Genomic DNA, 14546 nt, shown 5'->3' on the forward strand with positions numbered 1-14546 from the left:
GCCGTAGGTCCCACACCTGTCTGTTGGCATGCCTTGGGAATTGAGTACTTCATTTCCACGACCAAGCGCACAGCTTCCGCCTTCTCTTCGGCAGTAACGATCCGAAATCCCATGATGCTTCCTTAGGCTGATACTCCTACATCATGGTCCATAAATATTGAGCCACAACAGGCTTGCCCGCGAAGGCGGCAGTCGCTGCACCCATTGTTCCAGTGTGGAAACCTGAATTTACGCGTTGTAAAGAAATCCTGACAATATCCACGGAATAACCCTGCGGATTCGCCTCGCCTCAATTTCCGTAAGAAAATCCTTACGCCCGATTGCCGTTTATCCCTCCACAGCCCCTCTATCCCGCTTGTTTCACCCCACCAGTCAGGGTGTTATGCGCGCCATGCCTGTCGTGCAAGTGCATAACAAAAAGGAGGCGCAATGAACGCCGCAATCCATCTCCACCTCTATGCGAGGGGCGGTTTTCCTGCCTTTCCCGTCGATGATCCGCAAGGATCCGAACTCTTTTTTGCAGCCGCCCGAGCCTTTCGAGGCGGACACACGCAATCCCGGCCATAGACACGCTTGTCCAGCGGGTCTGGCAGCAGGGGGTTAGCGGTGTACAATGCGCCGCGTTTTACCTGTGACCTCCTGCGCATCAGCGCAAACCTCAAGGCTATCCGCCTTGTTCACTCCGTCGCGTCACAAGCGTGTCGGGTTCGATTTCGTCACAGATAAAAACAAACAGGTGACGCATGACCGTTGTAAATACGCTGAACTCCTGGTGCTTGCGCTGGGGTTTGATCGGTGCCGCTTAACGCTTTTCTTGAGCAGCAACGTTTACTGAACATCATCAAACCTTGCGTGAGACCCTTTTCATGAGTGGACAAAACCCGCCATCAGGCGAGCTGAAACGCGGCCTGAAAAATCGCCACATTCAATTGATCGCCCTCGGTGGCGCGATCGGTACCGGCCTGTTCCTAGGTTCGGCCGGGGTGCTGAAATCCGCCGGCCCATCGATGATCCTTGGCTACGCCATCTGCGGCTTCATCGCCTTCATGATCATGCGCCAACTGGGCGAAATGATCGTCGAAGATCCGGTAGCCGGTTCCTTCAGCCATTTTGCGCACAAGTACTGGGGCGGCTTTGCCGGCTTCCTGTCAGGCTGGAACTGCTGGATTCTGTACATTCTGGTGGGCATGTCCGAGCTGACGGCGGTCGGCAAATACATCCACTACTGGGCGCCGGACATCCCGACCTGGGTCTCCGCGGCCGCTTTTTTTGTGCTGATCAACGCGATCAACCTGGCCAACGTCAAGGTCTTCGGCGAGGCTGAGTTCTGGTTCGCGATCATCAAGGTCGTGGCGATCGTCGGCATGATTGCCTTGGGCAGCTACCTGCTGGTCAGCGGCCATGGCGGCCCGCAAGCGTCGGTGAGCAACCTGTGGTCCCACGGCGGCTTCTTCCCGAACGGCGTCAGCGGCCTGGTGATGGCCATGGCGTTTATCATGTTTTCCTTCGGCGGCCTGGAAATGCTCGGTTTCACTGCGGCCGAAGCCGACAAGCCAAAAACCGTCATCCCGAAAGCGATCAACCAGGTGATTTACCGGATCCTGATTTTCTACATCGGCGCCCTGGTGATCCTGCTGTCGTTGACTCCGTGGGACAGCTTGCTGGCCACCCTTAACGCGTCGGGTGATTCCTACAGCGGTAGCCCGTTCGTGCAAGTGTTCTCGATGCTGGGCAGCAACACCGCTGCGCACATCCTCAACTTCGTGGTCCTGACTGCGGCGCTGTCGGTGTACAACAGCGGCACCTACTGCAACAGCCGCATGCTGCTGGGCATGGCCGAGCAGGGCGACGCGCCGAAAGGCCTGGCGAAGATCGACAAGCGCGGCGTACCGGTGCGTTCGATCCTGGCCTCGGCGGCCGTGACGCTGATTGCGGTGCTGCTGAACTACCTGATCCCGCAAAACGCGCTCGAACTGCTGATGTCGTTGGTGGTGGCCACCCTGGTGATCAACTGGGCGATGATCAGCTACTCGCACTTCAAGTTCCGCCAACACATGAATGCGACCAAGCAGACGCCGCTGTTCAAGGCCTTGTGGTACCCGTACGGCAACTATATCTGCCTGGCATTTGTGGTGTTCATCCTGGGCGTGATGTTGTTGATCCCGGGGATCCAGACATCGGTGTACGCGATTCCAGTGTGGCTGGTGTTCATGTGGGTCTGCTACGGCATCAAGAACAAGCGCCGTGCACAACATGCCTTGCACGCTGCCGGCTCTGCGGTGAAGTAAACGCAGAATGCAGTAACAACGAACCTGGCCATGTGCCGGGTTTTTTGTGCGTGATTGGCTGACGTTTCGACTTCACCGACATCTCGTTCCTACCTTGCTGGAGACTATTGACTACAGTCGTTTCGGAAGTTTTTAAAAGCGCACGCCGATGCTGGTTGATTCAGAAACGGCCTACACACGTACTTGTGATTTTTTTGCCATAGTCTGCCGCACCGCATACAGGGAGTAGCACTAATGGCAAGTCATAGCTACATGAGTATTACCGGTAAACGCCAAGGTTTGATTTCCGCCGGATGCTCGAGCCACAGTTCGATCGGTAACAAATGCCAGGTGGGCCATCAGGACGAGATCATGGTGCTGGCTTATACCCACGATATGGTGACGGGCAATGACGGCAGCGTTGCGGGTGGTCGTGGCAAGCATCTGCCCGTGGTCATTACCAAGAGTATTGATAAATCATCCCCCTTACTGGCCAGCGCACTGCATGAAGGTGAGGAGGTGGAATGTATTCTCAATCTCTACCGTACCGCTTCAGGTGGTGGGGTGGAACGGTATTATTCAATTCATCTAACCGGCGCGCGTATTGCACATATCAGCCAGCAAGTTCCTCACGCTATTCGTATGAACGATGCAGAGCCGCAGGAATTGGTGTCCATTCGTTATAGGGATATTGCCTGGGCGCACGTTCCCGGCGCGACGAGCGCATATAGTTCGTGGGGGAATGAAGGTGAATGAGGATGCTTGCGATATTCATGACGTAACGAGAGCGGCTTCCGATCTGGTTGCCGCAGGATGCAACGTTGGCCTGATGTATTTTGCCGATGGCGTTACGCGATTGCGCTTTGGTTCGGTAGTTTCATCGTATGCCAATGAAGTCGTTCAAGCGGTTGATGAGGGGCTTATCAGCGCGTGGCAGGGGCTTCAGGAGCTGAGGGCAGAACACGAAGAGCTGTTGTCGAAGGCTCGGTATTACCTGCAGAACGGTATTGGTGTGGTGGCGGGGGCGATGCAGGTCGGGACGGGAGTTTCGGTGATTGGTGGTTCGGTAGGGCTAGGCGCGGTCCCGGGTGGACTGTTGGTCGGCCATGGGGCGAATAATATTTATGAAGGCTTGGGGAATATCTATCGTGGCCCTGATGCGCCAGGCGTTGTTGGACCCTTCAGATACCTTTACCAGGCTGCGTTAAGGGATGAGGCGCGCGGGGATGTAGCGTATTACTCTATGGACTTGTTTTTATCCGGTTACGGAATATTCAGGTACGTGCAGAAACCTAGGGCGTTCGAATTGTTTAGACATGATCCAGTCAATTATGAAATGGCCTATCAGCAGTCGGGTAAGCTGGCTTTGACTTTTGAAGCAATGGTTGATTTTTTTACATTGGACGCGATGGCTGAAAAAGGTGTTTCTCTTCGGGGTAACTAACTTTTTATGTCTTGCCACGCATTCTCGGAATGTAGAGCCGCAATCCAAAAAAGACAAAAAGTATGTATATAGTTAAGTAAGTTGCGTCTAAATATTTTTCACTGGTATGGAGAAGCTCCGTTACCCCCCAAGCAGCAAGCGCTGCAGGTAATCCGGCGCCACCTAAAACCAACAAAGTGACCGCAATGTGATATCGAATATTCTCAAAATTCATTATTCAGCCTGATCCATCGGCGCGAAACCTAAGACTAATATTGCCATCAGAAACAACGCAACGCCCATTATGTAAATCCGAAAACACTGTAAGAAAAGTCGGGGGGCTTTCGAAGGTTCGCCTAGGCCCGTGATCGCCTGCATTCCAGGCCGTCATTCGCGGTATCCTGCACGCTCAAGAACCCGGACGCTTTTCCATGCTGGTGATTTCCAACAACGTGCATCTGCCAGATTCCGAGATCGAGTTGACGGCCATTCGTGCCCAAGGCGCCGGTGGGCAAAACGTCAACAAGGTTTCCAGTGCGGTGCACCTGCGTTTCGACATTCCGGCGTCGTCCTTGCCCGAGTTCTACAAGGAGCGGCTGCTGGCGTTGCAGGACAGCCGCATCACCAGCGACGGCGTGTTGATCATCAAGGCCCAGCAGTACCGGACCCAGGAGCAGAACCGCGCCGATGCGTTGTTGCGGCTGACCGAGTTGATCCAGAGCGCCACCAAGGTCGAGAAGAAGCGTCGCCCGACCAAGCCGACCTTGGGCTCGAAGACCCGTCGTCTCGAATCCAAGAGCAAGCGCGGCAATATCAAGGCCGGGCGCGGCAAGGTCGACTTCTAGCGGGCGTCTCGCGCTTCGCGTTGCTTCGGCGCCTGACGGTACAGGTAAAGGCTGAGCAGCAAGCCGCTGAGGGCGGCGAGGGCGGCGAACAGGAAGATCGAGGCGAAACCGAACCCGGCGGCAATGGCACCGGCCAGCGGTCCGGTAATCCCCAGCGACAAATCGATGAACAGGGAGTAGGCGCCGACGGCCGCGCCACGGCTGGAGGCCGGTACCAGATTGACCGCTTCCACGCCCAGCGCCGGGAATACCAGCGAAAAGCCGAAGCCACTCAGTGCCGCACCGGCGAGTGCCCAATGGGCGTCCGGTGCGAGCCACAGCAATAGCAATCCCAAGGTTTCTACCGACAGGCAGGCAATCGCCACGCGAAAGCCGCCGAGGCGGTTGATCAAGTTGCCGAACAGCAAGCGTGCGCCGATGAAAGTGGCGCCGAACAGACTCAGGCACAACACGGCGTTGTCCCAGTGTTGCGTGGCGTAATACAGCGTGATGAACGTAGCGATGGTGCCAAAACCGATGGAGCCCAAGGCCAGGCCGCAACCGTGAGGGAAGACTCGCCCGAGCACGTGCATGAACGGCAGGCGTTCACCGGCGACGATGGGCGCGGCGGTTTTCGGCCAGGCCAGCAGCAGGCCGATAATGGCCAGCGACACAATGCTCACGCCCATGCTCCACAAGCCTAATTGCCGGACGAGCAGTACACCCAGCGGTGCGCCAACGGCCAGCGCGCCGTAGCTGGCGATGCCGTTCCACGAGATGACTTTCGCGGTGTTCGCCGCGCCGACGCGGCCGATGCCCCAACCAATGGAACCCGAGCCCACCAGGCTTTCCGCGCTGCCCAGCACCAGGCGGCCGATTAACAGGCTGATCAGGCTCAGGGCCGGCAGGCTTTGGGTCCAGGCCGAAATCAGCATGAACACGCCGCTCAAGCCGCAACCGGCCAAGCCGTACATTACCGCCAGTTTGCTGCCCTTGTTGTCGATGATTTTCCCGGCATACGGGCGGCTGAGCAGGGTGGCCAGGTATTGCACGCTGATCACCAGCCCGGCGATTACCGCGCCGAAGCCCAGGTCGCTGTGGACGTAACCGGGCAACACGGCCAGGGGAATGCCGATATTCAGGTAGCCGATGAAGGTGAACAGGACGATGGAGACGACTTGCAGCGTGACCGCCAGGGGGCGCCGGGTTTCTGACATGGGTAAAGGTCCACGGGACAGCAGGATAGATAGGCTGCTTATGATAACGGCGTGAACGCGTGTCGGCTGTGAAAAAGTAAAACTATTTGCCGGGTGCCACCAGCTGCGCGGTGACCAGGGCGGCCAGCGCATTTTCTTCGGTACCGAAGCGGGCGAGCAAAGCGGCTTGTTTCTCGGGGGAGAGGCGATTCCAGATCTCGATCATCTTCTCGGCGGTGCCGATCAGGACGCTGGCTTGCGTCTCGCTGAATTCGTCGGTCATGGGTGGCTCATTTCAGGCGGTGTGGAAAGCGCATGGTAGCGCTTTCCACACGGTCTGTACGGCGGGTGTTTCAGTCTTCTCTGTCGGCCTGGCGGCTGTCAGTGGCTTCTTGCGGCTCGGGCTGTTGGGCGCCGGCTTGCTGCGTGGTCGTCTGCTCAGGTACGTGCAGGCTTGGGAAGGGGAGATTGGGAATCTCGTGCATGGGTGCGCTCCTCGCTAAGTCTGTTGATAGATCTGGTAGATCCGCGCTTTGAAAAAGCTTGGGCAGGATACAGCACTGAAAATGACAAACAGACTTTTATATCCATTTGTTTCGACGGATGGGCTTGTATAGACAGATCAGTAACACTGGCGCAGAAATAATTGTAGGAGTGAGCCTGCTCGCGATAGCGGTATATCAGTCAACATCAATGTTGAATGACACTCCGCTATCGCGAGCAGGCTCGCTCCTACAGGGGATTTGCAGTGTTTGAAGGTTACTTGCAGACGTTGGCGATAGCCTCGGCCAGCAAGTCCAGGCGAGTCGCGTCGATACCGGCGACGTTGGCGCGACCGGAGTTGACCATGTACACGCTGTGTTGCTCACGCAGTTGCCTGACCTGCTCCGGCGACAGGCCGGTGTAGGAGAACATCCCGCGTTGCACGCCGATGTGCGCAAAGCGTTCGCGCAAACCGTGGGGCTCCAGTGCTTCCACCAGGCCGCTGCGCAGTTGCGCGATGCGCAGGCGCATGGTTTCCACTTCGTCAGCCCAGAGGTTTTTCAGCTGCGGGTCGCCGAGGATGGTCGCGACCACGGCGGCACCGTGATCCGGCGGCGTCGACCACAGGTTGCGGGCGAGGTTGGCCAGTTGGCTGCGGATGTCGATGAGCTTCTCGGCGCTTTTTGCGCAGACGATCAGCGCGCCGGTGCGATCGCGGTACAGGCCGAAGTTCTTCGAGCAGGAGCTGGTGATCAGCACTTCCGGCAGCTCGGCGGCGAACAACCGGGTCGACCACGCATCCTGCTCAAGCCCATCGCCAAAACCCTGGTAGGCGAAGTCGATCAGCGGCAGCAGTTCGCGCTGGCGCACCACGTCGAGCAACCGGCGCCAGTCGTCATGGGACAGGTCGAAACCGGTCGGGTTGTGGCAACAGGCATGCAGCAACACCACATCACCTTTGGGCGCTTCGCTGAGCACGGCGAGCATCCCCTCCACATCGAGGCGGTTATCGCTGCCGACGTAAGGGTAGTGACTGACCTTGACCTTGGCCGCCGCGAAAATGCTTTCGTGGATCGGCCAGGTCGGGTTGCTCAACCACACGCCACGGCCCGGCAGGCACTGGGCGATGAAGTCCGCGCTCAGACGCAGTGCGCCTGTGCCGCCCGGAGTCTGGGTGGCGCCAGCGCGTTGTTCGGCAATCAACTTCGAGTCGGTGCCCAAAACCAGCTCATTGATGGCCTTGCCGAACGCCGGCTCACCGTGACCACCGATGTAGGTCTTGGTGGATTGACCCTCCACCAGGCGCTGCTCGGCCAGTTTCACCGACTGCGGAATCGGCGTCAGGCCCTGAGCGTCCTTGTAGACGCCCACACCCAGGTCGAACTTGCGCGGGTTCGGGTCCTGCGCGTAGGCCTCCATCAGGCCGAGGATCGGATCGCCAGGCACTCGACCAATGGCGTCGAAATGCATTACTTGCGCCCCTCAGCGTCCTTGGCAACGATGTCGGTGCGTGCGGCCATGATGAAGTCGTTGCGGTGCAGGCCCTTGATCGAGTGGCTCCACCAGGTCACGGTCACTTTGCCCCACTCGGTCAGCAGGCCTGGGTGATGGCCTTCGGCTTCGGAAATTTCACCGACAGCGTTGGTGAAGGCCAGTGCGTGCTTGAAGTTCTTGAACAGGAAGACCTTTTCCAGCTGCATGATGCCGTCGCGTACTTCGATGTTCCAGTCCGGGATCTGCTTGATCAGGATCGGCAGTTCTTCGTCGCTGACTTGTGGAGCATCGGCGCGGCAGGCTTCGCAATGGGCTTGAGTTAATGCGGTCATGATGTGTTCCTGAAATCGAATGTTGGGAAATCGGCCCTCAGTGCTACCACGCTAATCCAAAGCGATGGTTTCTGACAGGCTCACTTGATTCTAAAAGCGGCGGATCACGCGGCTTTTGGTTTTGGCGGAAATTTCGGTGCGTGCAGACCCATCTGCATCGCTTGCTTGACCATGCCCATGATGTCTTCGTGAGCGAGGTCGAACAGACGCTTGAGATTTGGCAACGCGAAATACAGTGGCTGCAGGATGTCGATGCGGTACGGCGTACGCATACATTCCAGCGGATCGAACGCCTGATGCTCAGGCTCGTCCGACAGGCAATACACGGTTTCTTTCGGTGAAGACAGAATGCCGCCGCCGTAGATGCGCTGGCCTTGCGGGGTATCGACCAGGCCGAACTCGATGGTCATCCAGTAGAGGCGCGCCAGGTACACGCGTTCTTCCTTCGACGCCTTGAGGCCAAGCTTGCCGTAGGTGTGGGTGAATTCGGCAAACCACGGGTTGGTCAGCAGCGGGCAGTGACCAAAGATCTCGTGAAAAATGTCCGGTTCTTGCAGGTAGTCCAGCTCTTCGCGGGTACGAATGAAGGTCGCTACCGGAAACTGCTTGCTGGCCAGCAATTCGAAAAAGGTTTGGAAGGGAATCAGTGCTGGAACCCGGGCAACCTGCCAGCCGGTGGTTTCACCGAGGACTTTGTTGATTTCGCCGAGTTGAGGAATGCGGTCGTGGGGCAGACCGAGTTTTTCGATACCGTCCAGGTACTCCTGGCACGCACGCCCTTCGATCACTTTCAGTTGGCGCGTGATCAGCGTGTTCCACACCGCGTGTTCTTCGGCGGGGTAGTCGATAAAACCTTGCGCATCGGGCTCGCGAGCCACGTATTGCGTCTGCTTCATGCTGCTCTCCTGCTAAGGGATTTCGTTCTTGTTATGCACTGCTATGGACTTAGAAATACCTCAAGGATTGCAGCGTTGCAGCAGGTGAGCGGCGTCCCGCGTAGGAAAAATCCGCGAATTTCGTAAAGTTTTCGTTACGTGTTAGGTGTCGCTGCGCAAATATTGAGATTGGCGGGTGGGAAAAGCCCTTCGTGTGTCACATAATCTTGACGACTATCTGAGCGGCTCGACAGAAAAATGCGATCGAGCGCTCACCGCTCCCACAATTTGAGTCCCCAGCATCGTCCTCAATCACCGTTTTTTCGGGTCTTTCATATGCGTATCAAAGTCCACTGCCAGAACCGCATCGGCATCCTGCGCGACATTCTCAATCTGCTGGTGGAGTACGGGATCAACGTGGCCCGCGGTGAAGTGGGCGGCGAGCATGGCAATGCGATCTATCTGCATTGCCCGAACCTGATCAACATTCAGTTCCAGGCCTTGCGTCCGAAATTCGAGGCGATTGCCGGGGTGTTTGGCGTCAAGCGTGTAGGGCTGATGCCCAGCGAGCGTCGGCACATGGAACTCAATGCGCTGCTCGGTGCGCTGGAGTTTCCGGTGCTGTCGATCGACATGGGCGGCTCGATCGTGGCGGCCAACCGCGCTGCGGCGCAGTTGCTCGGTGTGCGCGTCGACGAGGTGCCGGGGATCCCGCTGTCGCGTTACGCCGAAGACTTCGATTTGCCGGAACTGGTGCGCGCCAACAAATCGCGGATCAACGGGCTGCGGGTCAAGGTCAAGGGCGATGTGTTCCTGGCCGACATCGCGCCGTTGCAATCGGAGCACGACGACAGCGAGGCCATGGCGGGTGCCGTGTTGACGCTGCACCGCGCTGATCGGGTGGGCGAGCGCATCTACAACGTGCGCAAGCAGGAGTTGCGTGGCTTCGACAGCATCTTCCAAAGCTCGAAAGTGATGGCGGCGGTGGTGCGTGAAGCACGACGCATGGCGCCGCTGGATGCTCCGCTATTGATAGAAGGGGAAACCGGCACCGGCAAGGAACTGCTGGCGCGAGCCTGCCACTTGGCCAGCCCTCGCGGCCAGTCGCCGTTGATGGCGCTCAATTGCGCCGGCCTGCCGGAATCCATGGCCGAGACGGAACTGTTCGGCTATGGCCCCGGTGCTTTTGAAGGGGCCAGGGCCGAAGGCAAGCTCGGGCTGCTGGAACTGACGGCGGGCGGTACGCTGTTTCTCGATGGCGTCGGGGAAATGAGCCCGCGCTTGCAGGTAAAACTGCTGCGGTTCTTGCAGGACGGTTGCTTCCGTCGTGTCGGCAGTGATGAGGAGGTTTACCTCGATGTGCGGGTGATCTGCGCGACCCAGGTCGACCTGTCGGAGTTGTGTGCACGCGGCGAGTTTCGCCAGGACCTTTTTCACCGCTTGAATGTGTTGTCGCTGCACATCCCGCCACTGCGCGAATGCCTCGACGGTTTGACGCCGCTGGTGGAGCACTTCCTCGACCAGGCCAGCCGGCAGATCGGTTGCCCTCTGCCGAAACTGGCGTCGGCGGCCATGGAGCGGCTCAGTCATTACCATTGGCCGGGTAACGTGCGGCAGCTGGAGAACGTGTTGTTTCAGGCGGTTTCCCTGTGCGAGGGCGGCACAGTCAAGGCTGAGCACATTCGTTTGCCGGACTATGGCGTGCGTCAGCCGCTTGGCGATTTTTCGCTGGAGGGTGGGCTGGACGAAATCGTCGGGCGGTTCGAGAAAGCGGTGCTGGAGCGGCTGTATTCCGAGCATCCAAGCAGTCGGCAATTGGGCAAGCGGTTGGGGGTTTCGCATACGACTATTGCCAACAAGTTGCGTGATTATGAGGTGGGCAAGACAGCGTCTTGACTGACACTTGCGGCCAGATCGCCGGCCTCTTCGCTGGCAAGCCAGCTCCTAAAGGGGGAGCGTATGCCAATGTAGGAGCTGGCTTGCCAGCGAAGACGGTTGCCCACACACAATCAGTTCAATCCTTGCCACCCCACCGGCAAAACACCGCCGGTTTTTCGTCTCTGATACAAATCACCCATCCCCACTGAATCCCCCAAGTCCCCTGTTTGCCGGGCCGCGCGCCGCCAAAAACAAGTTGGTCTGCAAATTGCTTATCGCTCAGCAACACAGCAGTGGGCGGCAAACGTCCGGCAGGCAGAGGAAAGAGTGTGGACAAGTACCTTTATGTGGCAATGACCGGCGCCAGCCAGAATGCTCTGGCGCAGAAGGCCCATGCCAACAACCTCGCGAACATCTCCACCAACGGCTTCCAGAAAGACCTGGAGCAGGCCCGTTCGATGCCGGTGTTCGGTGACAGCTTTCCGGCGCGCGCGTTTGCCATGAGCGAACGCCCGGCCACGGATTTCTCCCCGGGCTCGATGGTGGAAACCGGGCGCGACCTCGACGTTGCCGTACAAGGCAGTGGCTGGATTGCCGTGCAGGATCCCAGCGGCGGTGAAAGCTACGTGCGCACCGGCAGCCTGAACGTCGACGCGCTGGGCGTGCTGCGTGCCGGCAACGGGATGCCGGTGATGGGCAATGGCGGGCCGATTGCCGTGCCGCCCGAGCAGCAGATTGAAGTCGGTGAGGACGGCACCATCAGCATCCGCGCCATGGGCGAAGGCCCACGGGTGATGGCGGAAGTCGACCGCATCAAGCTGGTCAATCCCGATATCAAGAACATGACCAAAGGCCTGGATGGTTCGATCCACACCAAGGACGGCCAGCCGGCGCAAGCCGATGCCAACGTCAAGCTGGTGTCCGGGTTCCTCGAGTCGAGCAACGTCAATGCCGTGGAAGAGATGACCTCGGTGCTGGCCTTGTCCAAACAGTTCGAACTGCACATCAAGATGATGAACACCGCCAAAGACGATGACCAGGCCATGGCTCGGGTCTTGCAGATCAGCTAATTATCAGAACGTCGCGCCGTAAAACAGGCGCACGAGGAGAATCGAATGCTTCCGGCTCTATGGGTTGCCAAAACAGGTCTGTCCGCCCAGGACACCAACCTGACCACCATTTCCAACAACCTGGCGAACGTGTCGACCACGGGTTTCAAACGTGACCGCGCCGAGTTCCAGGATTTGCTCTACCAGATCAAGCGCCAGCCAGGCGCCCAGTCGACCCAGGACAGCGAGCTGCCGTCGGGCCTGCAACTGGGTACCGGTGTACGCATCGTCGGCACCCAGAAAAACTTCACCGCCGGCAGCCTGCAAACCACCGAGCAGCCGTTGGACATGGCCATCGACGGTCGCGGTTTCTTCCAGATCCTGCAGCCGGACGGCACCACGTCCTACACCCGTGACGGTACATTCCACCTGGACTCCAACGGCCAGATCGTCAACGCCAGCGGCTTTGCCCTGGAGCCGGCCATCGTCATTCCGAACGACGCGCAGACCTTCACCGTCGGTCGCGACGGCACCGTGTCCATCACCATTGCCGGCAACCCGGCTTCCCAGGTGATCGGCAACCTGCAAACCGCCGACTTCATCAACCCGGCCGGCCTGCAAGCAGTGGGCAACAACCTGTTCCTGGAAACCGCTGCCAGCGGCGCGCCGCAAGTCGGCACCCCGGGCCTGAACGGTTTCGGCACCACGCTGCAGAACACCCTGGAAACGTCCAACGTCAGCACCGTTGAGGAAATGGTCAACATGATCACCACCCAGCGCGCCTACGAGATGAACTCCAAGGTGATCTCCACCGCCGACCAGATGCTCTCGTTCGTAACGCAGAATCTGTAATCAAGTCTATGAGGCGGCCATGAGGCTGCCTGCAACACCGTGAGGTAGGGTCATGAATCGCTATGTATCTGTTCTGGCACTGAGTGGGATCACCGCGCTCGCAGGCTGTGTGCCTTCGACGCCCAAGCCTAATGACCCTTACTACGCTCCGGTGTTGCCGCGCACGCCGTTGCCGGCGGCCGCGAACAACGGTTCGATCTACCAGGCCGGTTTCGAGCAGAACCTCTACAGCGACCGCAAGGCGTTCAGGATCGGTGACATCATCACCATCACCCTGAACGAAAAGACCCAGGCCAGCAAAAACGCCAACTCGCAATTGGCGAAGACCAGCAAGACCAGCCTCGGTCTGACTTCGTTGTTTGGCTCAACGCCCAACACCAATAACCCGTTTGGCAGTGGTGATCTGAGTCTGGACGCCGCCTACTCTGGCGACCGCGCGACCAAGGGCGACAGCAAGGCAGCCCAGGGCAATACCCTGACCGGCTCGATCACCGTGACCGTGGCCGACGTGCTGCCCAACGGCATCATCGCGGTTCGCGGCGAGAAGTGGATGACCCTCAACACCGGCGACGAACTGGTGCGCATTGCCGGCCTGGTTCGTGCTGATGACATCGCCACCGACAACACTGTGTCGTCGACCCGTGTCGCCGATGCGCGCATCACCTACTCGGGCACTGGCTCGTTTGCCGATGTGAGTCAGCCAGGCTGGTTCGACCGTTTCTTCCTCAGCCCGCTGTTCCCTTTCTAGGTGGCCATGTTGAATCTCAGAAATCTCATGGTGGCCGGGCTCTTGCTGACGGCAGCCTTCAACGCTCAAGCCGAGCGCCTGAAGGATATCGCCAGCATTTCCGGCGTGCGCTCCAACCAATTGATCGGCTACGGCCTAGTGGTCGGGCTTAACGGCACCGGTGACCAGACAACGCAGACCCCGTTCACCCTGCAGACCTTCAACAACATGCTTTCGCAGTTCGGCATCAAGGTACCGCCGGGTTCGGGCAACGTGCAGTTGAAGAACGTCGCGGCCGTGTCGATCAGTGCCGATCTGCCAGCGTTCGCCAAGCCGGGTCAGCAGGTCGACATCACCGTTTCGTCCATCGGTAACTCCAAGAGCTTGCGCGGCGGTACCTTGCTGCTGACGCCGCTCAAGGGTATCGACGGTAACGTGTATGCCGTGGCTCAGGGCAATCTGGTGGTGGGCGGTTTCGACGCCGAAGGTCGTGACGGCTCGAAGATCACCGTCAACGTTCCGTCGGCCGGTCGCATTCCGGGTGGTGCATCAGTGGAGCGTTCGGTTCCGAGCGGTTTCAACCAGGGCAACAGCCTGACGCTGAACCTTAATCGCTCCGACTTCACCACCGCCAAGCGCATCGTCGACAAAATCAACAACATGCTCGGCCCGGGCGTCGCCCAGGCCATCGATGGCGGCTCGATTCGTGTCAGCGCGCCGCTGGATCCGAGCCAGCGCGTCGACTACCTGTCGATCCTCGAAAACCTCGAGGTCGACCCGGGCCAGGCGGTGGCGAAAGTCATCATCAACTCGCGTACCGGCACCATCGTGATCGGCCAGAACGTCAAGGTTTCCCCGGCCGCCGTCACCCACGGCAGCCTGACCGTGACCATCACCGAAGACCCGATCGTCAGCCAGCCAGGCCCACTGTCCAACGGCACGACCGCGGTCGTGCCGCGTTCGAAAGTCAACGCCCAGCAGGAAGCCAAGCCGATGTTCAAATTCGGTCCGGGCACCACCCTCGACGAGATCGTGCGGGCGGTGAACCAGGTCGGCGCGGCACCGGGTGACTTGATGGCGATCCTCGAAGCGCTGAAGCAGGCCGGCGCCCTGCAAGCCGACCTGATCGTGATCTGAGGACGGCCA

Annotated in this window: 15 protein-coding genes; 9 read left to right on the forward strand and 6 right to left on the reverse strand. The window is 59.0% G+C overall.

Features of this window, described 5'->3' with window-relative positions:
• The first annotated feature begins 866 nt into the window (after positions 1-866).
• The 4 genes from J1D76_RS19700 (at position 867) to arfB (ending at position 4535) form a co-directional block, all read left to right on the forward strand.
• Positions 867-2288 (forward strand): amino acid permease, encoded by a 1422-nt coding sequence (locus tag J1D76_RS19700; protein WP_421139999.1) that lies wholly within the window; start codon positions 867-869, stop codon positions 2286-2288.
• A 234-nt stretch (positions 2289-2522) separates the two neighbouring features.
• Positions 2523-3023: an Hcp family type VI secretion system effector gene (locus J1D76_RS19705; protein ID WP_421140001.1), complete on the forward strand. Its 501-nt coding sequence runs from the start codon at positions 2523-2525 to the stop codon at positions 3021-3023.
• On the forward strand, positions 3010-3711 hold the full coding sequence (locus J1D76_RS19710; protein ID WP_421140002.1) for a DUF4225 domain-containing protein: 702 nt from the start codon (positions 3010-3012) through the stop codon (positions 3709-3711). The genes J1D76_RS19705 and J1D76_RS19710 overlap by 14 nt, the downstream gene beginning before the upstream one ends.
• Positions 3712-4121: 410 nt before the next feature.
• Positions 4122-4535, forward strand: a complete 414-nt coding sequence (gene arfB / locus J1D76_RS19715) for an alternative ribosome rescue aminoacyl-tRNA hydrolase ArfB (protein ID WP_421140003.1) — start codon at positions 4122-4124, stop codon at positions 4533-4535.
• Here arfB and J1D76_RS19720 read toward each other — a convergent pair.
• From J1D76_RS19720 to phhA, 6 genes are all read right to left on the reverse strand, one after another.
• Entirely contained in the window at positions 4532-5731 is a 1200-nt protein-coding gene (locus J1D76_RS19720) for an MFS transporter (protein WP_421140004.1), read from the reverse strand. The genes arfB and J1D76_RS19720 overlap by 4 nt on opposite strands.
• An 82-nt stretch (positions 5732-5813) precedes the next feature.
• The gene (locus J1D76_RS19725; RefSeq protein ID WP_421140005.1) at positions 5814-5993 is read right to left on the reverse strand and encodes a hypothetical protein; all 180 of its coding nucleotides are present in this window, start codon (positions 5991-5993) and stop codon (positions 5814-5816) included.
• A 70-nt stretch (positions 5994-6063) separates the two neighbouring features.
• Entirely contained in the window at positions 6064-6195 is a 132-nt protein-coding gene (locus J1D76_RS19730) for a hypothetical protein (RefSeq protein WP_421140006.1), read from the reverse strand.
• Positions 6196-6469: 274 nt separating this feature from the next.
• Positions 6470-7663 carry an amino acid aminotransferase gene (locus tag J1D76_RS19735; protein WP_421140007.1) on the reverse strand — a complete coding sequence of 398 codons (1194 nt, stop codon included), beginning with the start codon at positions 7661-7663 and terminating at the stop codon, positions 6470-6472.
• Positions 7663-8019: a 4a-hydroxytetrahydrobiopterin dehydratase gene (locus tag J1D76_RS19740; protein WP_095058993.1), complete on the reverse strand. Its 357-nt coding sequence runs from the start codon at positions 8017-8019 to the stop codon at positions 7663-7665. The genes J1D76_RS19735 and J1D76_RS19740 overlap by 1 nt, the downstream gene beginning before the upstream one ends.
• A 104-nt stretch (positions 8020-8123) precedes the next feature.
• Positions 8124-8915, reverse strand: coding sequence for a phenylalanine 4-monooxygenase (gene phhA, locus J1D76_RS19745; protein ID WP_108218607.1), 792 nt, complete (start codon positions 8913-8915; stop codon positions 8124-8126).
• Positions 8916-9230: 315 nt separating this feature from the next.
• Here phhA and J1D76_RS19750 point away from each other — a divergent pair, with 315 nt between their 5' ends.
• The 5 genes from J1D76_RS19750 (at position 9231) to J1D76_RS19770 (ending at position 14537) form a co-directional block, all read left to right on the forward strand.
• Positions 9231-10790, forward strand: a complete 1560-nt coding sequence (locus tag J1D76_RS19750) for a sigma-54-dependent transcriptional regulator (protein WP_421140008.1) — start codon at positions 9231-9233, stop codon at positions 10788-10790.
• Positions 10791-11101: 311 nt separating this feature from the next.
• Positions 11102-11842 (forward strand): flagellar basal body rod protein FlgF, encoded by a 741-nt coding sequence (locus tag J1D76_RS19755; protein ID WP_421140009.1) that lies wholly within the window; start codon positions 11102-11104, stop codon positions 11840-11842.
• Positions 11843-11887: 45 nt separating this feature from the next.
• Positions 11888-12673: a flagellar basal-body rod protein FlgG gene (gene flgG / locus J1D76_RS19760; RefSeq protein WP_421140010.1), complete on the forward strand. Its 786-nt coding sequence runs from the start codon at positions 11888-11890 to the stop codon at positions 12671-12673.
• A 52-nt stretch (positions 12674-12725) separates the two neighbouring features.
• Positions 12726-13421 carry a flagellar basal body L-ring protein FlgH gene (gene flgH, locus J1D76_RS19765; protein ID WP_421140011.1) on the forward strand — a complete coding sequence of 232 codons (696 nt, stop codon included), beginning with the start codon at positions 12726-12728 and terminating at the stop codon, positions 13419-13421.
• Between the two features lie 6 nt (positions 13422-13427).
• Positions 13428-14537, forward strand: a complete 1110-nt coding sequence (locus J1D76_RS19770; RefSeq protein WP_421140013.1) for a flagellar basal body P-ring protein FlgI — start codon at positions 13428-13430, stop codon at positions 14535-14537.
• Positions 14538-14546: the final 9 nt, after the last annotated feature.

Source organism: Pseudomonas sp. NFX15 (assembly GCF_049132105.1).
GTDB lineage: Bacteria > Pseudomonadota > Gammaproteobacteria > Pseudomonadales > Pseudomonadaceae > Aquipseudomonas.